This window comes from Limosilactobacillus sp. (assembly GCF_051873075.1).
In the GTDB taxonomy this organism is placed as follows: domain Bacteria; phylum Bacillota; class Bacilli; order Lactobacillales; family Lactobacillaceae; genus Limosilactobacillus.
The window spans coordinates 1-22,094 of record NZ_JBJEEM010000061.1; the positions used below are offsets into that span (position 1 = coordinate 1).

The window sequence follows — 22,094 nt, forward strand, 5'->3', positions numbered from 1 at the left end:
TCTTGACGGCTTATAGCCGTGAGCAAACCACCCGTTTGACGGGTGGTTATGATTTAAAAAATGATAAAACCGCTGCGATGTCTGGCAATTGGTTGCAATTGCGTGACAGCTAAGGTAAACTAATAAAGTATGTAAAGACCAGCCTATTAACATAGTGGTGGTCAAATTGATTTGTTATTGGAGGAAATAAAATGTCAGCAAAATGGGAACGCGATAGCGATGCCAGCAAAGGTACATTGACATTTGAAATCGATGTAGACACTATTAAGAAGGGAATCGACGAAGCCTTCGTTGAAACTCGGAAGAAGATCACGGTGCCAGGTTTCCGTAAGGGCCGTGTTCCACGCCAAATCTTCAACCAAATGTACGGTGAAGAATCTCTCTACCAAGATGCTTTGAACAAGGTACTGCCAGGTGCTTACAGTGCTGCAGTTGAAGAAACTAAGATTCAACCAGTTGCTCAACCACAAATTGAAATCAAGAGCATGGAAAAGGGCCAACCTTGGACGCTTACTGCTACGGTTGACGTTATGCCAGAAGTTAAGCTTGGTGACTACAAGGGTATGGAAGTTCCTGAACAAGACACCACTGTTTCTGATGCTGACGTTGATTCAGAATTGGAAAAGAAGCGTCAACAACAAGCTGAATTGGTTCTCAAGGAAGACAAGCCAGCCGAAAACGGTGACACGGTTGTTATCGACTACGAAGGTAGCGTTGATGGCAAGAAGTTTGACGGCGGTTCCGCTGATAACTACTCCCTTGAATTAGGTTCCGGCTCATTCATTCCGGGCTTTGAAGACCAATTGGTTGGCCACAACTCTGGTGATGACGTGGACGTTAAGGTTACCTTCCCAGAAGATTACCACGCTAAGGACTTGGCTGGTAAGGACGCCATCTTCAAGGTTAAGATTCATGAAATCAAGGAAAAGCAACTTCCAGAATTGGATGATGACTTTGCTAAGGACGTTGATGAAGACGTCGACACTCTTGACGAACTGAAGGACAAGACCAAGAAGCAACTTCAAGAAGACAAGGACAACCAGGCTAAGGCTGCCATTGAAGATGCTGCGATCGAAAAGGCCGTTGCCAACGCTGAAATTCAAGACATCCCACAAGCTATGCTGGATGATGACACTAACCGTCAATTGCAGCAATACCTTGCCGGGATGCAACAACAAGGGATCAGCCCACAAATGTACTTCCAGATCACTGGTACCAAGGAAGAAGATTTGAAGAAGCAATTTGCTAACGACGCTGAACAACGGGTTAAGACTAACCTGGTTCTTGAAGCCATCGTTGATGATGCAAAGCTTGAAGCAAGCGATGACGAAATCAAGGAAGAAATCGCCGACCTTGCTAAGCAATACGGTATGAAGGAAGATGCCGTTGAAAAGGCACTGTCAAAGGACATGCTTTCTCATGACATCAAGATTAAGAAGGCCGTTGACTTAGTTGCTGATTCAGCAAAGCAGGTTAAGGACGACAAGAAGTCTGACAAGTAATTCTTGATTTGCATTACGGCTTGAAGTGTCCAATCAATTATGATTGGACACTTTTTGTTTGGTCAGGAACCACTTTGTTCGAAATTACGGACTAATTTTGTTATGATTATTTCAGAACTTTAGAGGAGGTTTCCTAATGTTTGAAGATACCAGTGGAATGGACTCAATTCACTGTTCGTTTTGTGGCAAGTCACAGAACGAGGTAAAGAAAATTGTTGCTGGTCCTGGCGTATACATTTGTAACGAATGTGTGGATCTCTGCCAGCAGATCATCGACCAAGAACTGGCGGAGGAACAAACCGACCAGGATTTCCGGGTACCAACGCCAGAAGAGATTGTCAAGGACTTGGATGATTATGTTATTGGCCAGAGCGATGCCAAGAAGACGCTGGCAGTGGCAGTTTACAACCACTACAAGCGGGTGAATGCCATGATGGATGGCGATAACAACGACACCGAGCTGCAGAAGAGTAACATCGCGGTCATCGGCCCAACCGGTTCTGGGAAGACCTACCTGGCCCAGTCCCTGGCCCGGATCCTAAACGTACCGTTTGCAATTGCCGATGCAACGACCCTAACCGAGGCCGGTTATGTCGGTGAAGACGTTGAAAACATCATTCTGAAGCTCCTGCAGGCGGCCAACTTTGATGTTGAGCGGGCCGAGAAAGGGATCATCTACATTGACGAAATCGACAAGATCGCTAAGAAGAGCGAAAACGTTTCGATTACCCGTGATGTGTCCGGTGAAGGGGTTCAGCAGGCCCTCTTGAAGATCCTGGAAGGAACGATTGCCAACGTGCCGCCGCAGGGTGGGCGGAAGCATCCCCAACAGGAATTCATCCAGGTGGACACCAAGAACATCCTGTTCATCGTCGGCGGGGCCTTCGATGGGATCGAGACGATTGTCAAGGAACGGCTGGGTGAGAAGACGATTGGTTTCGGCACTAATTCGAACGAAGCTGATAACATCACCGAGAAGAACATCCTCCAACACGTTATCCCAGAGGACTTGCTTAAGTTCGGCTTGATCCCCGAATTTATTGGTCGGCTGCCAGTCATGACTGCCCTGGAAAAGCTGGACGAACACGACCTTGTCCGGATCTTGACGGAACCGAAGAATGCGCTCGTCAAGCAGTACCAGGAACTGATCCGGCTTGACGGCAGCAAACTGACCTTCACGGATGGCGCCCTGCAGGCAATGGCCCAGTTGGCAATTGCGCGCAACACCGGGGCCCGGGGCTTGCGTTCCATCATTGAAGGAGTAATGCGGGATGTCATGTTCGAATTACCGAGCCGCAAAGATGTCGCAGAAGTGGTCATTGACAAACGTTGCGTTACCAACCACAAGGAACCGCGCTACGTGATGAAGTCGGCCAAGGAAACAAAGTGAGGATTCAGCAATGGAAGTTCACAACGTAAACCTGACCATCAGCGCGGTCGCTGCTGACCAGTACCCGAAAACCGATTATCCAGAGATTGCCCTGGTGGGTCGCTCCAACGTCGGTAAGTCCTCACTGACGAATGTCTTGATCAACCGGCGGAACTTTGCCCACACGTCTAGTCAGCCGGGAAAGACCCAAACCCTGAACTTTTACGATGTGGAGGACCAGCTCTACTTCGTCGACGTACCGGGTTATGGTTACGCCAAGGTTTCCAAGAAGGAACGGGAGCGTTTTGGCCAGATGATTGAGCAATACCTTACCCAGCGCGAACAACTGCGCGGGGTGATCCAGCTGGTCGATGCCCGCCATGAACCGACGGCCGATGATGTTTCCATGTACGAGTGGCTGGATTACTATAATATTCCAACGCTCGTTGTTGGGACTAAGTGTGACAAGGTTAAGTCCAATGTTTGGAACCGTCAGGAAAACCAGATCCGTAAGCGGCTGGGAATGCCGGCTACTGCGCCTTTGATCCTTTTCTCAGCGGTGAACAAGCGGGGCAAGGACCAAGTATGGCAATGGATTGAAAAGCAGACGGGGATGAAATAAGTGGAGTTTAATGATTACCAAAAGGCTGCCAAGCGAACCCTTTACGGCAATGAGCAGGTCTTGACCAATTGTGCTCTCGGGCTGGCTGGCGAGGCTGGTCAAGTGGTTGACCTCGTGAAGAACTATACCTTCCGGAGCAAAAAGCTGGATCGTGCTGAGCTGATCCACGAGATGGGGGACGTGTTATGGTACTTGTCGCAGATTGCGGAATGGGCCGACATCCCTTTTGATGAGGTTGCCAAGGCCAATATCGATGAATTGAACCGGCGCTACCCAGCTGGTTTTAAGAAGCAGAAGTAAATAGGGAAGGGCGACCGAGCCGGACCCGCTAAAAAGCGACCCCTGATGTCCGTTGATTGAACATCAGGGGTCGCTTTTGCCGTTGTGCTAGAGTTGGCAGGCTTTACTTCTTCTTATCTTCGTTTTTCTTTTCAGCCGTCTTCTCGTCGGCAGGCTTCTTCTTCAGTGGCTTGGTCTTGGGATCAACGGCGAACTGATCGAAGAGCTTGTCGAGTTGCTGACTGCGGCGTGTGACGAGTCCCATTTTAATCGCTCCTTTATTGTTTATCAAAAATGCTAGCATAAACCGCGCTGGTTGTCCAAGAAGATACTAGCACTTTCTTTGCCTTTTGGTTGGTTTTTAATTTATAATATTATGATTAAAGTTGATCGGAGGGTTATGATGGCAAGTGAATACCTTGAACATAAACTAGCGTTGCTGCCGGATAAGCCCGGCTGCTACCTGATGAAAAATATTAATGGTCAGATCATCTACGTCGGCAAGGCCAAGAACCTGAAAAACCGGGTGCGCTCGTACTTCAAGAGCAGCCATACCGGGAAGGTGGCTAAGATGGTTTCAGAGGTGGCCGATTTTGAAACGATTATTACTTCTACCAACAAGGAGTCGTTTCTGCTTGAAATCACCCTGATTCAAAAGCACCAGCCCTATTTCAATATTAAGCTGAAGCGGGGAACCGGCTACCCCTACATTAAGATTACCAATGAACGGGACCCGCAGACGGAAATCACCGGAAAGATTAAAAAAGACGGCGCCTACTACTTCGGCCCCTATCCAAACGTCTACGCGGCCGAAGAAACCCTGCACTTTATTCAGAAGGTCTACCCCCTGCGGCGCTGCCATGGCTTCCAAGGACGGCCCTGCCTGTATTACCACATGGGCCAGTGCCTGGGTGCCTGCTTCAAGGAGGTGCCAAAGGAAGAGTATGATCAGCAGATTCGGCGGATCAAATCCTTTTTAAATGGGAATACGGCGGCGGTGAAGAAGCAGCTGACGGCACGGATGGAGAAGGCGGCCGCGGCCCTGGAATACGAGCGAGCAGCGGAGATCCGGGACCAGCTTCACTATATTGAGGTGACGGTCGAAAAGCAGAAGATTATCTCTAACGATAAGACGCCGCGGGACCTCTTCAACTTCTATATGGACAAGGGCTGGCTATCGATCCAGGTCTTCTTTATTCGCCAGGCCCGACTGATGAAACGGGAGAAACGGCTCTTCCCAATCGTGGATACCGCGGTTGAGGAAATGACCAGCTTCATCCTGCAATTCTACCACCGGCGAAACAACATCCTGCCCCGGGAGATCCTCCTGCCAACTGGCCTGCCCAACAAGGAAATCAGTGAGATCTTAGGGGTGCCGGTGCGGACGCCGGAGCGGGGCGAGAAGCGCGATTTGATGGACATGGCCGCTGAGAATGCCCGGCTGACCCTTGATGAGAAGTTCCGCCTGCTAGAAATGGACCAGAGTAAGACCACTGGGGCGATGAAGGAGATCACCGACGCCCTTGGCCTACCACCGGCCCATAAGATCGAGGCCTTTGATCACTCCCATATCCAGGGAGCGGATCCGGTCAGCGCAATGGTGGTATTCGTCGACGGAGAGCCCGCCAAGAAGCTCTATCGGAAGTATAAACTGCAGACGGTGATCGATCACGCCGACGAAGCTGCCAGCACCCGGGAGGTCATCCGCCGCCGCTATTCCCGTCTCCTAAAGGAGGGCAAGGCGATGCCGGATATGATCTTTATGGACGGGGGCGAGATCCAGATGAATGCCGTCAAGGACGTCTTAGAAAACGAGCTGGACCTTGATATTCCGGTGGTGGGGATGGTCAAAAACGATAAGCACAAGACGGCGGACCTGCTCTTTGGCGACCAGGACCAGCACGTCAACCTGGATCCGCGCAGCCAGGGCTTCTACCTGGTCCAGCGGATTCAAGATGAGGTTCACCGCTTTGCCATCACCTTCCACCGGCGGGTCCACACCCGGCATTCGTTAAGCTCGCGCTTGGATGAGATCAAGGGGGTCGGCCCGCGGACCCGGACTAAGCTGCTCAAGCAATACGGTTCAATCAACAAGATTGCCCAGGCCTCGGTCGACGATATCCAAGCCCTGGGAATTAACCGGCCGACTGCCCAGTTGATCAAGGTTTCGTTGCAGAAGAACGCGAAGGTCGCAAAGGGCAGCAGTCACGATTGATTTTGACGCCCTCTGGATTTTCCAATATACTAATAAGTAATAATGATAGAACGGAGACCAATTTAATGAATACGTTTGTAGATCAAATAAAAATTGAGGTGCACGCCGGTAAGGGAGGCGACGGGATGGTTGCCTTCCGGCGTGAAAAGTATGTCCCAAATGGGGGACCGGCCGGGGGTGATGGCGGCCGTGGTGGCAGCATCATCCTGAAGGTTGACGAAGGACTGCGGACCCTGATGGATTTTCGTTACCACCGGATCTTCAAGGCAAAGAACGGCGGCAACGGAATGAACAAGCAGATGACCGGTCCCAGTGCTGCCGATACGGTGATCGCCGTCCCTCAGGGAACTACGGTCCGAGACCTGGACACTGGTGAGATCATCGGTGACCTGGTGGAAAAGGACCAGGAACTGGTTGTTGCCCGCGGTGGCCGTGGTGGCCGTGGCAACATTCACTTTGCCAGTGCCAAGAATCCGGCTCCAGAAATTGCCGAAAACGGTGAACCAGGCGAGGACCACTACCTGGAGCTCGAACTGAAGATGCTGGCCGATGTCGGCCTGATCGGTTTCCCATCGGTCGGTAAGTCGACCCTGTTGTCGGTTGTGACGGGAGCCAAGCCTAAAATCGCGGCCTACGAGTTTACGACCCTGGTGCCAAACCTAGGGATGGTGATGCTGCCGGACGGCCGGGACTTCGCAATGGCTGACATGCCAGGATTAATTGAGGGCGCTGCTAAGGGTGTTGGTTTGGGGCTGAAGTTCCTGCGCCACATTGAGCGGACCCGGGTCCTTCTTCACCTGGTGGACATGAGCAGCGAGGATCCCGAGCAGGCAATCGAGCGTTACCGGCAGATCAATCACGAGCTGGCTAACTACGATCCGGAACTGCTGAAGCGGCCGCAGATCGTGGTTGCCACCAAGATGGATATGCCAAATGCGGTTGAAAACCTGGAACACTTTAAGAAGGAACTGGCCGCTGACGAGACACTGGATCAGACTCCCCAACTCTTCCCAATCTCGGCGGTCACCCACCAGGGGGTTCAGCAATTGATGCAATTGACGGCCGACCTGCTCGATAAGACTCCCGCATTTGACAGTGAGAGTCATGACGAGCAATTGGTTGCTGAGTACAAGGCAGCGGCTCCAGAAAAAGAAACTCAGGACTTTACCATCACCAAGGATGAGGATGGTACCTGGGTACTTGGTGGTGCCAAGCTGTTACGGCTCTTTGATATGACTGACCTGACCCATGAACAGAGTCAACTGCGCTTTGCCCGGCAGCTCCGAACAATGGGGGTTGATGACGCACTGCGGGCCAAGGGAATTAAGGATGGCGACTTGGTCCGGATCAAGAAGTTCGTCTTCGAATTCGTCCAATAAGATTAAATTAGAAGGTAGGAAATTAAGGTATGCAACTTGAATTTTTAGGAACGGGGGCGGGGTCACCCAGCAAGCAGCGGAATGTCACCAGCGTGGCCTTGCGCCTGTTGGAAGAACGCAACGCCATTTGGTTGTTTGATGTTGGGGAGGCGACTCAGCATCAGATCCTTTATACCACCATTCGGCCGCGGAAGATTGAGAAGATCTTCATTACCCACTTGCACGGCGACCACATCTTTGGTTTGCCCGGCTTGCTTAGTTCACGGTCATTTCAGGGCGGCAACGAACCGTTGACTATTTACGGCCCGGTTGGTATCAAGCGCTTTGTCCAAACGGCGCTTCAGGTTAGCGAGTCGCGGCTCAGCTACCCCTTACACTTTGTTGAAATCGAACACGAGGGTGAGATCTTTAAGGACGATAGCTTCACGGTCTACGCCAAGCGCCTGGATCACAAGATTACCTGCTTTGGCTACCGGGTAGTTGAGCACGATCATCCCGGTGAACTGCAGGTTGATAAGCTCCGGGAAATGCACGTCCCATCCGGTCCCGTTTATGGCCAGTTAAAGGCTGGGAAGACGGTTAAGCTGGACGATGGCCGGGTATTAAACGGCCAGGACTTCATCGGGGCAGCCCAGCCAGGCCGGATCGTTGCCATCTTGGGCGACACCCGGCAAACGAAGAACGCCCTTTGGCTGGCCAAGGATGCCGATGTCCTGGTTCACGAGAGTACCTTTGGCCAGGACGAGGCCAAACTAGCCCACAATTACTACCATTCGACCAGCAAGCAGGCTGCTGAGATTGCTAAAAAGGCTGGGGCCAAACGTCTCCTCCTTACCCATATTTCGGCGCGGTACGCAGGAAAGGCAGCCTACCAATTGGCTTACCAGGTACGCAATATTTTCCCAGCTACCCGGGTTGTCAATGATTTGGATGTTTTTGATATTCCATTTAAGAAACAAGGGGATGATAAGTAATGTTAGGACGTGTTAAGGCATTACGGTTCTTGAGAAACGAGGTTGTACTGATTACTGGCGGTTCCAGCGGAATCGGCAAGGCCTTGGCGTTTGAAGCTGCCCGGCGGGGGGCAATCGTGGTGGTGGTTGCTCGCAACAAGGAGAAGCTGGCTGCCGTGGCTAAGAAGTGCCTGATTCTGTCTGGTCGGCCGGCTTTTGCCTACGCGGCAGACGTGACCTCCCCAGAGGCAATTGACCAGGTTCTAGCCAAGGTTAAGCACGAGGTCGGCGCCATTGATGTCCTGATTAATTCAGCTGGCTTGGGTGAATTTACCGCCGCCGCCCATGAAAAGTACTCCTCGATGGCAGAAATGGTGCATGTCAACTTGCTGGCTTTGATGTACATCAGCCGCTGTGTAGCCAAGCAGATGATGGATCAGGGCTACGGGGCAATCATTAACATCGCCTCGCTGGCCGGGAAGATCCCAACGCCGAACAGTGCGGTTTATTCCGCCACGAAGGCTGGGGTAATCCAGTTTGATAACGTCTTGCGGATGGAAGTTGCTGACTACGGGGTTCAGGTCTTAACGGTTAATCCGGGGCCGATTTCAACTCAGTTCTTCAAGAAGGCCGATAAGACGGGTGATTACCAGGCTCACCTGCCGAAGTGGATGTTCATCGAGCCGGATGAACTGGCCCGGCGGATCTGGGATAATGTTGGTCATAAGACCCGGGAGATCAATGTCCCCGTTTATGTAGCCTACCTTGGCTGGGCCTACCAGGTCTTTCCAGGGCTTGGCGATTGGGCCATCAAGAAGTTTTTTGACTTTCAACAGGATAAGCAGAACCTGTAGTTTAGGTGGATTGTAAAATTAGGGCTGTCAGTATAACTTGTACAGCCCTTTCTTATTTCAGGAAAAAGGGTTAGGGTGAAAAAATGGTTAACACACGGTTCAAATGGAAACTAGCAGCGCAGGCTGATCCAGCGCTGGTCAAGCGCCTAGCAAAAGATGCGCAGGTTAGCCCGGTGGTGGCCGAACTACTGGCCAATCGGGGGTATAAGCAGGCAGCGGATGCCACGGCGTTTCTCAAGGCTGACCCGCAAACTATCCATTATCCGCACCAGCTTCACGACATGGACAAGGCGGTCGACCGGATCCAAGAGGCCATCGAGCGTGGTGAACAAATCACAATTTATGGTGACTATGATGCCGATGGGATTACCAGTACGGCGGTGATGTATGAAACCTTGCAGGCGGTGGGTGCTAACGTTAACTATTACATCCCTAATCGTTTCAAGGATGGCTATGGGCCCAATGCTGACGCGTACCAACGTCTGATTGAACAGGGGACTCAGCTGTTTGTTACCGTTGACAACGGGGTCAGCGGGAAAGACGTGATCGATCCTGTTATGGCGCAAGGAGTTGATGTTGTAATTACTGATCACCATGAAATGCCGGCAGAACTACCCAAGGCGGTGGCGATCGTCCATCCCCAGTATCCCGGTAGTGACTACCCTTTTGCTGGCCTTTCCGGGGTCGGGGTGGCATTTAAGCTAGCCTGGGCCCTGACCGATGAGTTTCCGGCGGAGTTGCTCGACCTGGTAGCGATCGGTGAAATTGCCGATGTGGTTAGCGTTGCGGACGAAAATCGGGCCCTGATCACGATGGGCTTGCAAGAGCTGCGTCAAGGGCTGCGTCCCGGACTGCATGCGCTGGTCAAGCAGGCCGGGCTGAATGAACAACGGCTGACCGACCAGGATATCGGCTTTGGGATCGCCCCCCGCCTCAATGCCCTGGGGCGGGTATCCGATGCCGGGGTCGGGGTTGAGCTTTTGACAACCCTTGATGAGCAAGCAGGTACGCAGCTGGCCGCTCAGGTTGAGGCCGCCAATCAGCAGCGTCGACAGCTGGTTGACCAGGTGATGACGGCGGCCAGTGAGCAGGCCCAGGCACCGGAAAACCAGGATCAGCCGGTACTGGTTCTCTTGGGCCGCGGCTGGCATCAGGGAATTTTAGGAATCGTTGCCAGTCGAATCCGTGAGCAGACCGGCAAGCCGACCATCATTGCTACTACCGACCAGGATGGCCGAGTGGCGAAGGCGTCGGGTCGCAGTGACGACCGCTTTAATCTCTTTACCGCCTTGGATGCCCACCGTGACCTGATGACGAGTTTTGGCGGGCACCCGGCAGCCTGCGGGTTGTCATTTGAAGTCGACCAGCTCGCCGCACTGCAGGCGGCATTGCGCGACGAGGCGGCCAAGCAGAAATTCGACTGGCGCGAACCTGCCCCGCTGGCCTTGGCAGCCCAATTAACTCCCCAGGAGGTCGATGAACAGTTATATGATGACCTGCAGAAGCTGGCACCGTTTGGCCCGGACAATGAAGAACCAATCTTTGAGTTTAGCGACGTTCACCCGACCAACGTGAAGACGATGGGGAAGGATAACAACCATTTGAAATTCTCCCTGCCGGGTAAGCACGCTGACGTCGCGGTGGTGGCCTTTGGCTGGGGAGCAGACCTGCAATTGTTCCGCGCACAAGGCGGGCAGGTTGACATTGCGGCCAAGGTGGCCATTAATGAATGGCACGGTCAGCGTCAGGTTCAGCTGATGCTGGTCGATGCCCGGGTACGAGGCACCATGGTCCTGGACGAGCGAACTGCCCATTTGCGGCCGGTCCACTTTCAACCGGCCGGGGAGTACGTTGTCTATGATGAACGATTGCGGGAGAATGTCGCCCCCCATGTCGGGGCCGACCATGCCCTGACCCCGGCGGCCGCTCGTCAGATGGATCTGGCGGGGAAGACGGTGACCCTGGTTGACCTGCCGGATAGCTTGGACAGCTTTAAGGGGCTTTTTCAAAACGATACCGGTGCGCCAGCGGTTATCCGCCTGTTACTGGCAAACCGCCACAGTGTTTACTTGGCGGGGTTGCCGAGTCGCGCTGATTTTGCCCAGGTATTTAAGTTTTTGAAACGGTACCCGCAATTGCAGTGGCCCGGTCAGCAGACGGCGATGAGCAAATACTTAAAAATGAATGCGGAACGATTAAATTTCGTAATTCAAGTGTTTTCTGAAGCCGGATTTGTTACAATTAAAGATGGTATTTTAAATCTGCAGCCCACGAGTGGGAAGACGGATCTAAAACAAACGACACGGTATCAACAGCAGCTTGCCCGTTATCAAACAGAAAAGACGTTATTATATGATGATGCGGCAACCGTTACCCAATGGATATTACAGTGCCTTAAGATGAATTAAAGGAGAAAATTTTTGTATGACTTTAGACCTCTATAAATACGTTGCTAGTATTCCAGACTACCCTGAAAAGGGCATTATTTTCCGGGATATCCTGCCCTTGATGGCCGATGGTGAAGCGTACAAGCAGGCAACGGACGAATTATCTGCCTACGCAAGAGATAAGCAGATCGATATGGTAGTGGGTCCCGAGGCCCGGGGCTTCATTGTTGGTTGTCCAATTGCCCGCGAGCTGGGCGTCGGCTTTGCACCTGCCCGTAAGAAGGGGAAGCTGCCTCGTAAAGCGATCAGTGCCAGCTACAGTCTTGAGTATGGTACTGCCACTCTCCAGATGGAAGCTGATTCAATCAAGCCTGGTCAGCGGGTTCTGGTCGTTGATGACCTGCTGGCAACCGGGGGAACAATTTCCGCCACGATCGAAATGGTTGAGAAGATGGGCGGAATTGTTGCCGGTTGTGCCTTCCTGATCGAACTGAAGGACCTGCATGGTCGTGACCGGATCAAGGATTATGACATGAAGGCTTTGATGGAGTTCTAAATTGAAGAGGCTGAGCATGTTCTCAGTCTCTTTGCTATATTCTGGCAAAATTAAGAATTCAGAGTGATGATGAGGACTTTCCTTGTCAGGTAATAAAGAGGTATCAATATATGATCTTTTTAGTTATTTTTGGTGCACTGATGTTGATCTTGGGGGGCTTCTACCTTGCCAATTCGTGGCAGCAATACCGCGAATGGAAAGGCGGCACTATTATTGTTGTGCTGAGTCTGATTGCCCTAATCTATGGTGTCATCAACTTACCATACTTTCACCATAATCAGCGCTCAACAAGTGAACAGGCCAGCTCCTCTTCACAGGTAGTTCAACAATCCGGCAGCGCCTCATTTTCTAATAAGCTGGGTAGCATTAATGCTCAGAACAGTCAGGGCAACCAGGAACAGAAGGAAATGGCCGTTCTTCGCCAGTTGCAAAAGGGCTATTCTAAGCTGGGGACGGTTTCTTTTGATGAGGATACTAAGACGTACCAGATCAAGCCGACTGACGACAATACGGTGCAGGCCGTGCAGGCGCTGGTTCAAGATCCGAGTCAGGCCGAACAGATTGGCTGGCCGAACCTTACCAAGTCCATCAAGCAGAACTCGGGCGAGATTGATAATGTCTTGACGGATGAATATTCATTAAGCATTGTCAATCCAGATAACACCAAGCAGGCGCTTTACACTGCTAAGAACGGTAAAACCACGTATGACATTGCTAACCAGGGGAACTAGGTTAGTCGTTCAACTGTTGCACTTTACGCAAGTTCGAAAACTTGTTATAATGTAATAGTTGATTTTGGAGAGTTGGCAGAGTGGTAATGCACCGGACTCGAAATCCGGCGAACCCGTGTTGAGCGGGCGCGCAGGTTCAAATCCTGTACTCTCCTTTCTATATGAGCTAAAAGCCTTGAGATAAAGGCTTTTTTTATTTTCTATCGTGCAACAAACTTTTTATTTGGAGGAACTATTCAGTGGCAAAAAAATTCTATGCAGTAAAGCGGGGTCGCCGGCCGGGGATCTATACCTCTTGGCCAGAATGTCAGCAGCAGGTCAGCGGTTTTACCGGCGCCATCTATAAGGGCTTTCCCAGCCGAAGCGCGGCCCTGGACTGGTTAAAGGGGGCCGACACGCCTGTCCAGCCGCAGCAGCTGAGCCTGTCTTTGGATTCCGCTGCGGCATCAGTCAGCGCACCGACCATCCGACTATACACGGATGGCGGGTCGCGGAATCACGGCAATAAGCGGGGCCAGCACGTCAAAAACGACGATAAGGCGGCCTGGGCCTACCTAATTGAGTACCGCCACCGGCAAATCACCGGGACCGATGGTGAATTTGGGGCAACCAACAACAAGATGGAGGTAACGGCCCTAATCAAGGCCCTGGAATACTTGATTGCCCACCGCTTAAATGATGAGCCCATTTTGGCCACCCTGGATTCGCACTATGTCCTGGACCCAATTATGAAGGGATGGCTCTACGGCTGGCGGCGGCGCGGCTGGGTAACTTCCAGCGGCAGTCCCGTGGCTAATCAGGAACTGTGGGCGACCGTGCTGCGCTTGCTACCGCAGTTTTCCCAGTTACGTTTTGCCTGGACAAAGGGTCACGCGGTTAACCAGGGTAATAACATGGTTGATGAGTTGTTAAACGAGACGATGGATCGGATGGAAAGGAATTGAGGTTGAGTAGGATGAAGATTGGAATTGACAAGATGGCCTTCGCCACTACGGATCAATATATTGAACTGACGGAATTAGCGGCTAAGCGGGGGGTTGATCCTAACAAGTACACGATCGGTATTGGTCAGGATCGTCAAGCGGTGGTCCCCCCAACCCAGGATATCGTGACGCTGGGTGCCCGGGCGGCCCAAAAGCTGCTGACGGCGGACGTTGCCCAGCGGCTGTCGACGATCATTGTGGCGACCGAATCGGGGATTGATAATTCCAAGGCCAGTGCGATCTACATCAAACACTTGCTAGGACTGGACGATTATGTCCGGGCGTTAGAGCTTAAGGAAGCGTGCTATTCCGGGACTGCGGCAATCCAGTTTGCCCGTGGGCTGGTGGCCCTAAACCCTCAGGAAACGGTGCTGGTGATTGCTGCTGATATTGCCCGCTATGGCCTTGGCACCCCTGGCGAAGTAACCCAGGGGGCAGGGGCGGTTGCCATGCTGATTGGTGCCGACCCGCACGTCTTGGCGATTGAACCGACGAGTGTCTCCTACAGTCGGGACCTGATGGACTTCTGGCGGCCACTTTACGCAACTGAAGCGATTGTGGATGGTAAGTACTCCACCGGGGTCTACGTTGACTTCTTCAAGAACACCTTGACCCGCTACCTGCAACGGACGGGGCGGCGGCTGGACGACTTTGCCGGAATCGCTTTCCACCTGCCATTTACCAAGATGGGGAAGAAGGGCCTGGAGGGGGTTCTACAGGATCGTGATGATGCCGTTGCCAGCCGGCTCCGTGAACAACTGACAGCCAGTCAGGTTTACTGCCGGCAGGTCGGTAACCTCTACACCGGCTCACTATACTTGGGCTTGATGTCGCTTTTGCAAAACGGCCAAGTGGTACCTGGTGATCGCTTGGGGCTTTTTTCGTACGGCTCCGGGGCGGAAGGCGAATTCTATAGTGGAATTGTTCAGCCGGCCTTTGCCGAAAACCTCAGTGATGTTAAGCAGGATTTGTTAGCCCGGCACCAGGTTTCAATTGATGAATACGAGCGGCTGTTTAATAGTCAATTGGGGATGCAGGAGGATGACGTTCAATTTGACCTCCAGGGCGACGAGGCACCATTTGTCCTGGCTGGGCAAAAGAATCACCAGCGGATTTATCAACGCCGGTAAAAGACTAACGATTATTGGAATACAAAGGCCGACAAAGCTTCGTCCCGTTGTTGGGGCGGTTGCTTTGTCGGCCTTTGTTGCTATAGACTCTTGGCATTATAGGAATCAATTAAAATTTGCTTATCCGTCATTACTAGCTTCATCAGTGCGCCGTTGTCCAAGTTGGGGTAGGTCTTTGTCTGGTCAATCCGGCTGGCAATGTACTGGATGATTGAACCGTGGGTTGCCACGACCACTGTTTTGCCATCGCCTAGCGAGCGCAAGAATGAAATGATTTGGTCTACCCGTTGGTTGAGGGCCGTGCTGTCTTCCGCTAACCGAGCGGGATCGGCGGCCTTCAAAAGATCGTGGGCTTTTTCAACTCCAAACGCATCGACTAATTGGCCGATTCGCCGGAACCGTTTTCCCGCGAGCTGGCTAGCCCAGATGGCGCCTTCTTCATTGCTGTGGCCTTCAAATGAACCATAGAACACTTCACGGAAGATTGGGTTGGTAACGGGCGCGGTTAGCTCGCTTTGCTGGTTTTGGGCAATCACAATCTTCGCCGTATCGATGGCCCGCTTCAGGTCACTGGAGAAGAGGTAGTCGATTTGCAGGTTGGCGAGGCGCTTGCCGATGTTGACCGCGTCCTGTTTCCCTTTATCGGTCAACGGGGTATCTGACCACCCCTGCAGACGGGCGAAGCGATTGAAGTAGGTCTCCCCGTGACGAATGAAAAAGATGTTACTTGCCATATTCTTAGTCCCCTTAAAATTAATGATTAAGCGATGGTTGCTTGCTGGAGTGATTCGCTGATTGAAGGGGTCTTCAGCCATGAAATCATTTCCTTCATCGAATCGGTAATTGCCTCCGTCCCGACCAGTAGCAGCTTACGAGGGTCGTAGCCCTTGTGTTCCTTGTCCAGGTCGCGGCCTTCTTCGATATACTTTCGTGTTGCTTGTTGGAAGGCCAGTTGGAATTCGGTGTTGATGTTAACCTTGCTAATCCCAAGCGAAATTGCTCTTTCAACTTGGTCGCGGGGGATGCCTGAACCGCCGTGCAATACCAGCGGGATACTGATGGCGTTGGCGATTTCTGCTAGGCGTTCAAAATTAAGGCCTTGCCAGCCGGCCGGGTAGATTCCGTGGATGTTCCCGATTCCGCAAGCTAGCATGTCGACCTCCAAGTTTGCAAAGCGAACGGCATCTTTGACGGATGCTAACTCACCGCTGGTAGCATCTTGATTTTCACCAATCTTGCCGATTTCTGCTTCAACGGCGATGCCACGGGCGTGAGCAGCTTCGACAATCTGTTTTGTCTTGACATAATTTTCCTCAGTTGGTAGTTTGTGACCATCAAACATTACCGATGGATAGCCTAAGCGGATGCATTCCATTGCGGCATCAAAGTCACCGTGGTCAAGGTGCAAGACAACGGGAACAGTGATTCCCATGGCGTCGATTTGATCCATTACCATATCTTTAACGAATTTGTAGCCACCCATGTACTTGGCCGCTCCCATCGATACCTGTACTAATACCGGGGTGTTGGTTTCTTGGGCGGCGCGCAAGATTGCCCGTGTCCATTCGAGATTATTGAGATTATAAGCTCCTACGGCATAATGGTTTTGCCGTGCGTCCTTAAAAATGTCAATACCATTTACTAATGTAGCCATATCGATATCCTCCACTCGTTGTGTTAATAGTTATAGTTATTGATTAAATTACCCGTGAAAGGGCTGCTTTTTGATAATTGATCATTTGTGCAAAGTTGTAGGGGTCAAGACTGGCACGACCGATTAGTACGCCGTCAATGTCAGGGGCGGCCATGATCGAACTGATGTTGTTGGCATTAACGCTCCCGCCATAGAGAATCCGTATCTGGTCGGCTATTCGTGCGCCAACCGTGCTGCAAAGGACCTCGCGCAACAGTTGACAACCGTACTGAGCCGTTTCGATGTTCGCGTGCTTGCCGATGCCGACCGCTTCGATGGGCTCAAACGCCAGGATAACGTTGGTTAGTTGCGCCAGCGGTACGCCCATCAGGATCTTTTTCAACTGATGAAAGCCGGTATGCTTGTTTTGGTTATTAGTGCAAATGATCGGTTTAACACCCGCACGCAGCGCCGTGATCACCTTTTTGTTAATCACTTGGTCGGATTCCTTGAAATAATTTCTTCTTTCGGTATGCCCCAGGATAACGTAATTGACGCCGATGGAAGCTAAGTCCCTGACGCTGATTTCTCCAGTATAGGCACCATTGCATTTTTCAGCCGCGTTTTGACCGATAATCTGTAATGAGGTTCTTTTGGTTAATTGTGTCATTGGATAAATAGCAAATGCTTGTGGGGCAATCCCCACCTCGGTTTGCGAAGGGTCCGGGAGGTCTTGGATAATGAAGTTGAGAAAGCTTAGCGCTTCGTCGACGTTTTTGTTCATTTTCCAATTAGCCACCACGAAGGGTTTTCGCATTATTAATCACCTCATTTGATTCCGAATTAATTAAATAACTTCTAAATGGTCTATATTATAAAAATACAATGTCATGAAATCATCGGCTTTATCTTTTGCCTCCTGCTATTTATTATTCACAATCTCGAATGAGCATTATCTTTATTGTTCTTATGAAAACGTTGTCATTCTCATGCTATGATCCTAGTATAATAGCATTTTAATTATAAGTCAAAAAATTTTTTGCATTTTTACGTGATTACAGCTAATATATTGTGAATTTTACCTGTCTGATTTTACCTTTTTTACTTATTCATGAGTGGTTGATTGCTGTGCCGCTATCGAAAATTGGTATAGTTTACTTGCAATGGGTAAATGTTGAGGCCCTTTCGAGAAAAAAGGCCTTATCGCCACGAAATTTCGTGGCGATAAGGCCAATTAAATTATTATTCAACCTGATACATGATCAGGCGCGGTAGCTTTTTGTCGGTCATTCTTAGAAGATGTGGTCACGGAAAAGGCCGATCACCTTACCGAGAATTTTAACGTTCTGAAGGAAAATGGGGTCCATTGTGTCATTCTCCGGTTGCAGGCGGAAACGGGTCTTTTCCTTGAAGAATCGCTTGCAAGTAGCTTCATTATCATCGTTCATGGCGATGACGATGTCGCCATTGCGGGCCGTAGACTGCTTACGGACGATTACGTCGTCACCGTTTAAGATGCCGGCCTTAATCATACTGGTTCCCCGAATCTTCAGCATGAACAGGTCATTATTGTCCTGGATCGATGGCGGGATCGGGAAAAAATCGGTGGCGTCTTGGACGGCGAGGATGGGCTGGCCGGCAGTAACGACACCAAGCATTGGAATCTTGGTCTGCATCGGCTTAACTCCGAGCAGGTCGAGACCCTTGGGAGTGATTTCAAGGGCCCGGGGCTTGGCAGAATCCTTACGCAAAAACCCCTGCTCGATCAAGCGGGTGATATGCCCGTGGACGGTCGAAGTAGATGAGAGGCCCACAGCGCCGCAAATTTCCCGGACTGTTGGTGGGTAGCCATGCTCGGCAACCTGCTTATGAATATAAGATAGGACTGCCATTTGTTTGTTTTTAGCGGATCGTGGCATAATAACACCTCATTATCATTATTATTATGTAAAGGATATCATAGTGACTGCAACATTTCAAACGTACGTTCGTCCGACTTCCACCGTTGACGGAAAATTTGCAATTGTCCATTAAATTCGGTAAAATCAAGCCGTTAAAGGTGTTAGAACGATTGGAGGGAAAGATTCATGGCTGAATCAGAAGAACAAGATAAGCTGTTGAAGCGAATCAATGAGTTGGCCCACAAGAACAAAAAAGAAGGGCTGACGGAAGCAGAAACCCGGGAACGGGAGCGCCTGCGTCGTGAGTACATCAAGAACTTCCGGGAGACAATGCGGAGCAATATTGAAATGATGCGGATCTTTGACAAGGACGGCAAGGAAGTAACGCCAAATAAAGTTCGTGAGATCCAACGTAAAAAGGGCCTGCGTGACGACTGAGCGCTGATTTTCTCTTTTCAATATCCTTTCTTTCGTGTAAGATGGAAAGGTAACTAACCAAAGGAGGAATTAGTCGTGGGTATGACAATTTTATGGGCCCTTATTGCATTATTAGTGGGCCTGCTTGTCGGTTTCTTCGGCGCCCGTAAGTACATGGAAAATTACCTTCGTAATAATCCACCAATTTCAGAAGAAATGCTGCGGACAATGATGCTTCAAATGGGTCAAAAGCCTTCCAGCCGCAAACTTCACCAGATGATGCAAACTATGAAGGCTCAAGCGCGGAAAGCAAACCGCAAATAATAAAAAGGATGCGTCACGCCGCATCCTTTTTATTATTTCTCATGTTTTTAGAAATCATCATCTGCTGGTTTCTTGGGCATGACATAGTGGTAATTCGGGTCGATCTGCTTGTCGAGGTCATCGAAGGCCGTCTGCATCTGTGCTTCAATCTTAGCCTGGTTTTCGTCAGTCAAGCGCTCCCTGCGATCGATGTAGATCGGCTTTCCAAAGGCGATGTGCCGTGGCCGCCTGGCGAAAAGCTGACTAAACTTCAACGGCCCCTGGTAGACTACCGGAACGAGCGGCACGTTTGCCAGTTTGGCAATCACGATCGCCCCGCCCTTGAGCTTGGCAGAGTAACGCGAGCCTGACGGGAAGATGATAGTTGAGAGTTCCGTCTTTTTCAGAATGTTCACTGGTGTTTTGATGGCCGATGGACCCGGGTGCTTACGGTCAACCGGGAAGGCGTTGAGGGCCCGAAGAAATTTCCCGGCAAGCGGGTTCTTGAAAAGTTCTTTTTTGGCCATAAAACTAAACTTCTTTGGCCAGATTGCCAGGGCGATGAGGACAGGATCCATCCAGGTCCGGTGGGGAGCCACGACAATATAATTGCCGTCCGGCAGATTTTCACGATTATAGATCTTTGTCCGACCATTAATTAGGTTGAGCAAAGGATTAACGATTCTTACTAAAAAGTTATAAAGCATGATTGTTCTTCCAATCTTCAATGATTTTTAATCTCTAGCACCTAAGTATGACGAAAAATGATGTCATATGCAAGGGGCGAATTACGAAAGGAATATGATGATGGAACCAGCCTCCTTACTAAAAAACGATGAACGAATTGACCAGCTGTACAGCCAGGACGTCCAGATTATTCAAAGCCCCAGCTGCTTTGCCTTTTCTTTAGATGCGGTCCTGCTGGCGGATTTTGTCCGGCCTAATCACCGGCATAAATTGCGGACCGTTGATCTCTGCGCGGGAAATGGGGCGATTGGCCTTTTCCTGCATAAGAAGCTCGGCGGAACCTTTACTGAGGTCGAACTGCAGCCCAGAATCGCCGACATGGCCAAGCGCAGCGTTGAGTTAAACCAGCTGACCGATCGCTACCGGGTGCTTAATATGGATATTGCCGATGTCTTTAGTGCCGTGCCCAAGGATTCTGCCGATGTGGTATTGTGCAACCCGCCATACTTTCCGGTGACTGCCCAGAGTCAAAAGAATCCTAACCGTTACTTGGCCATTGCCCGGCACGAAATTGCTACTAATTTAGAAACGGTGGCCAAGCAGATGAGCGGCCTGCTCAAGATGAATGGCCATGGCTACCTGGTCCACCGGCCCGACCGGTTAACCGAGATCTTGACTACCATGCAGGAACACCGGCTAGTTCCCAAGCGGGTACGGTTCATTCATCCCAAACCCGGACGAGACGCCAACATGTTCCTGCTGGAAGTGATTAAAGATGGCAAGCCGGGTGGACTGAAAGTGGTCCCGCCACTGACCGTCAGTGGGGAAGACGGTAACTACCTTCCGGAGGTTCAGGAGTTGCTCTATGGTCAGCAAAAATAAGTATTATATGTATGTTTTGTACTGCGCTGACGACACCCTTTATTGTGGATTCACGACCAACGTTGCGCATAGGTTGGCAATGCATGAGACTGGGCGAGGAGCCAAGTACACCCGGGTAAAGTCCCGGCACCCGTTGCGTTTGATCTATCAAATGGCTTTTGACAATAAGCATGCTGCGCTAAGTGCGGAATACCGCTTCAAACACCAGCCTCGCGCGAAGAAAGTTGCTTACCTGGCCGCCCGGGGAATCGATGTTGCCCGCTTCTACTATCAAAACCATTCCCATCAACGAAATTAAGCATTCAAAAAGCTTGTCATTGGACAGGCTTTTTTGTATACTATTAAACGGTGTTTAACAACATATAACACACTCGCGGTGATAGTCTGAGACGTGCCTTTCATTATAGAGGTTCTCTGACTAGTCGAGCCGCGGGGAGGAAAAAACAATTTGGAGGTTTATTATGTCTGTTGTTACTATGAAGCAATTGCTTGAAGCAGGTGTCCACTTCGGTCACCAAACTCGTCGTTGGAACCCAAAGATGGAAGAATACATCTTCACTGAACGGAACGGGATCTACATCATTGACCTGCAAAAGACGGTCAAGATGATCGACACGGCTTACAACTACATGAAGGACGTTGCCGCTAACGGCGGTGTTGCTCTTTTTGTTGGTACCAAGAAGCAAGCTCAAGACTCAATTGAAGAAGAAGCTACCCGTGCAGGTCAATACTACGTTAACCACCGTTGGTTAGGTGGTACCCTGACCAACTGGAAGACCATCCAATCACGGATTGCTCGTTTGAAGGAACTCAAGAAGATGTCCGAAGATGGTACTTTCGATGTTCTGCCAAAGAAGGAAGTTGCTGTTCTGACTAAGCAACGTGAAAAGCTGGAACGGTTCCTTGGCGGTATCGAAGACATGCCACGGATCCCAGATGTTATGTACATCGTTGACCCACACAAGGAACAGATTGCTGTTAAGGAAGCTCAAAAGCTCCACATTCCAATCGTTGCTATGGTTGACACCAACACTGACCCAGACGACATCGACTACGTAATCCCATCAAACGATGACGCTATTCGTGCCGTTCGTCTGATTACTTCCAAGATGGCTGATGCTATTGTTGAAGGTAAGCAGGGTCAAGACGATGCACAACAAGCAGAAGCTGCTGCTGATGACAACGCTGAAAACGAAACTGTTAGCGAAGATTCTCTGAAGAACCTTAAGAACAGTGTTGAAGGCAAAGACTAACAATTAGTTATTAAATACTTGGGCTGTTTTGTGTTATGGACCATAGTGGCCCTAAGTA

General features: G+C 50.7%; 24 protein-coding genes and 1 tRNA gene. 19 read left to right on the forward strand and 6 right to left on the reverse strand.

Going from position 1 to position 22,094, the window contains the following annotated elements:
- The first annotated feature begins 191 nt into the window (after positions 1-191).
- The 4 genes from tig (at position 192) to ACI31J_RS06670 (ending at position 3,793) form a co-directional block, all read left to right on the forward strand.
- Complete coding sequence (gene tig / locus ACI31J_RS06655; protein WP_439773648.1) at positions 192-1,502, forward strand: trigger factor; 1,311 nt, start codon at positions 192-194, stop codon at positions 1,500-1,502.
- A gap of 136 nt (positions 1,503-1,638) precedes the next feature.
- Positions 1,639-2,892 (forward strand): ATP-dependent Clp protease ATP-binding subunit ClpX, encoded by a 1,254-nt coding sequence (gene clpX / locus ACI31J_RS06660; RefSeq protein WP_439773649.1) that lies wholly within the window; start codon positions 1,639-1,641, stop codon positions 2,890-2,892.
- 10 nt (positions 2,893-2,902) lie between these two features.
- Complete coding sequence (gene yihA, locus ACI31J_RS06665; RefSeq protein WP_439773650.1) at positions 2,903-3,493, forward strand: ribosome biogenesis GTP-binding protein YihA/YsxC; 591 nt, start codon at positions 2,903-2,905, stop codon at positions 3,491-3,493.
- Entirely contained in the window at positions 3,494-3,793 is a 300-nt protein-coding gene (locus ACI31J_RS06670; RefSeq protein ID WP_439773651.1) for a nucleoside triphosphate pyrophosphohydrolase family protein, read from the forward strand.
- Positions 3,794-3,896: 103 nt separating this feature from the next.
- On the opposite strand, the gene ACI31J_RS06675 is transcribed toward ACI31J_RS06670, so the two are convergent.
- Complete coding sequence (locus ACI31J_RS06675) at positions 3,897-4,037, reverse strand: SPJ_0845 family protein (RefSeq protein ID WP_439773652.1); 141 nt, start codon at positions 4,035-4,037, stop codon at positions 3,897-3,899.
- A 138-nt stretch (positions 4,038-4,175) separates the two neighbouring features.
- Here ACI31J_RS06675 and uvrC point away from each other — a divergent pair, with 138 nt between their 5' ends.
- The 10 genes from uvrC to ACI31J_RS06725 all read left to right on the forward strand — a co-directional run bounded on the left by uvrC (position 4,176) and on the right by ACI31J_RS06725 (position 14,960).
- The gene (gene uvrC, locus ACI31J_RS06680) at positions 4,176-5,987 is read left to right on the forward strand and encodes an excinuclease ABC subunit UvrC (RefSeq protein WP_439773653.1); all 1,812 of its coding nucleotides are present in this window, start codon (positions 4,176-4,178) and stop codon (positions 5,985-5,987) included.
- Between the two features lie 65 nt (positions 5,988-6,052).
- Entirely contained in the window at positions 6,053-7,366 is a 1,314-nt protein-coding gene (gene obgE / locus ACI31J_RS06685) for a GTPase ObgE (RefSeq protein ID WP_439773654.1), read from the forward strand.
- Positions 7,367-7,395: 29 nt separating this feature from the next.
- A complete protein-coding gene (gene rnz / locus ACI31J_RS06690) occupies positions 7,396-8,340 on the forward strand; it encodes a ribonuclease Z (protein WP_439773655.1) in 945 nt (314 codons plus the stop codon).
- A complete protein-coding gene (locus ACI31J_RS06695) occupies positions 8,340-9,173 on the forward strand; it encodes an SDR family NAD(P)-dependent oxidoreductase (protein WP_439773656.1) in 834 nt (277 codons plus the stop codon). Before rnz ends, ACI31J_RS06695 begins: the two co-directional genes overlap by 1 nt.
- Before the next feature lie 83 nt (positions 9,174-9,256).
- A complete protein-coding gene (gene recJ / locus ACI31J_RS06700; protein WP_439773657.1) occupies positions 9,257-11,581 on the forward strand; it encodes a single-stranded-DNA-specific exonuclease RecJ in 2,325 nt (774 codons plus the stop codon).
- Positions 11,582-11,597: 16 nt separating this feature from the next.
- The gene (locus ACI31J_RS06705) at positions 11,598-12,116 is read left to right on the forward strand and encodes an adenine phosphoribosyltransferase (RefSeq protein ID WP_439773658.1); all 519 of its coding nucleotides are present in this window, start codon (positions 11,598-11,600) and stop codon (positions 12,114-12,116) included.
- Positions 12,117-12,226: 110 nt separating this feature from the next.
- Positions 12,227-12,847: a DUF308 domain-containing protein gene (locus tag ACI31J_RS06710; RefSeq protein WP_439773659.1), complete on the forward strand. Its 621-nt coding sequence runs from the start codon at positions 12,227-12,229 to the stop codon at positions 12,845-12,847.
- A gap of 66 nt (positions 12,848-12,913) precedes the next feature.
- Positions 12,914-13,002 (forward strand) — tRNA-Ser (locus tag ACI31J_RS06715).
- Between the two features lie 84 nt (positions 13,003-13,086).
- Complete coding sequence (locus tag ACI31J_RS06720; RefSeq protein ID WP_439773660.1) at positions 13,087-13,791, forward strand: ribonuclease H family protein; 705 nt, start codon at positions 13,087-13,089, stop codon at positions 13,789-13,791.
- 11 nt (positions 13,792-13,802) lie between these two features.
- Positions 13,803-14,960 carry a hydroxymethylglutaryl-CoA synthase gene (locus ACI31J_RS06725; protein WP_439773661.1) on the forward strand — a complete coding sequence of 386 codons (1,158 nt, stop codon included), beginning with the start codon at positions 13,803-13,805 and terminating at the stop codon, positions 14,958-14,960.
- Positions 14,961-15,040: 80 nt separating this feature from the next.
- Here the strand turns inward: ACI31J_RS06725 and ACI31J_RS06730 are convergent, their stop codons facing one another.
- From ACI31J_RS06730 to lexA, 4 genes are all read right to left on the reverse strand, one after another.
- Positions 15,041-15,694 carry a histidine phosphatase family protein gene (locus ACI31J_RS06730; RefSeq protein ID WP_439773662.1) on the reverse strand — a complete coding sequence of 218 codons (654 nt, stop codon included), beginning with the start codon at positions 15,692-15,694 and terminating at the stop codon, positions 15,041-15,043.
- A gap of 26 nt (positions 15,695-15,720) precedes the next feature.
- Positions 15,721-16,614, reverse strand: a complete 894-nt coding sequence (gene fba, locus ACI31J_RS06735; protein ID WP_439773663.1) for a class II fructose-1,6-bisphosphate aldolase — start codon at positions 16,612-16,614, stop codon at positions 15,721-15,723.
- A gap of 43 nt (positions 16,615-16,657) precedes the next feature.
- Positions 16,658-17,410, reverse strand: coding sequence for a triose-phosphate isomerase (tpiA, locus tag ACI31J_RS06740; RefSeq protein ID WP_439773664.1), 753 nt, complete (start codon positions 17,408-17,410; stop codon positions 16,658-16,660).
- Positions 17,411-17,885: 475 nt separating this feature from the next.
- Positions 17,886-18,512 (reverse strand): transcriptional repressor LexA, encoded by a 627-nt coding sequence (lexA, locus tag ACI31J_RS06745; RefSeq protein WP_439773665.1) that lies wholly within the window; start codon positions 18,510-18,512, stop codon positions 17,886-17,888.
- Positions 18,513-18,680: 168 nt separating this feature from the next.
- Between lexA and ACI31J_RS06750 the strand changes: the two genes are divergently transcribed.
- Both ACI31J_RS06750 and ACI31J_RS06755 read left to right on the forward strand, forming a co-directional pair.
- The gene (locus ACI31J_RS06750) at positions 18,681-18,932 is read left to right on the forward strand and encodes a DUF896 domain-containing protein (RefSeq protein WP_439773666.1); all 252 of its coding nucleotides are present in this window, start codon (positions 18,681-18,683) and stop codon (positions 18,930-18,932) included.
- A gap of 81 nt (positions 18,933-19,013) precedes the next feature.
- Positions 19,014-19,235 (forward strand): YneF family protein, encoded by a 222-nt coding sequence (locus ACI31J_RS06755; RefSeq protein ID WP_439773677.1) that lies wholly within the window; start codon positions 19,014-19,016, stop codon positions 19,233-19,235.
- 47 nt (positions 19,236-19,282) lie between these two features.
- Here ACI31J_RS06755 and ACI31J_RS06760 read toward each other — a convergent pair whose 3' ends face one another.
- Positions 19,283-19,921, reverse strand: a complete 639-nt coding sequence (locus ACI31J_RS06760) for a lysophospholipid acyltransferase family protein (protein ID WP_439773667.1) — start codon at positions 19,919-19,921, stop codon at positions 19,283-19,285.
- A gap of 100 nt (positions 19,922-20,021) precedes the next feature.
- Between ACI31J_RS06760 and ACI31J_RS06765 the strand changes: the two genes are divergently transcribed.
- From ACI31J_RS06765 to rpsB, 3 genes are all read left to right on the forward strand, one after another.
- Positions 20,022-20,783, forward strand: a complete 762-nt coding sequence (locus ACI31J_RS06765; RefSeq protein ID WP_439773678.1) for a tRNA1(Val) (adenine(37)-N6)-methyltransferase — start codon at positions 20,022-20,024, stop codon at positions 20,781-20,783.
- The gene (locus ACI31J_RS06770) at positions 20,767-21,081 is read left to right on the forward strand and encodes a GIY-YIG nuclease family protein (RefSeq protein WP_439773668.1); all 315 of its coding nucleotides are present in this window, start codon (positions 20,767-20,769) and stop codon (positions 21,079-21,081) included. Before ACI31J_RS06765 ends, ACI31J_RS06770 begins: the two co-directional genes overlap by 17 nt.
- A 163-nt stretch (positions 21,082-21,244) precedes the next feature.
- Complete coding sequence (rpsB, locus tag ACI31J_RS06775) at positions 21,245-22,036, forward strand: 30S ribosomal protein S2 (RefSeq protein ID WP_439773669.1); 792 nt, start codon at positions 21,245-21,247, stop codon at positions 22,034-22,036.
- Positions 22,037-22,094 lie beyond the last annotated feature (58 nt).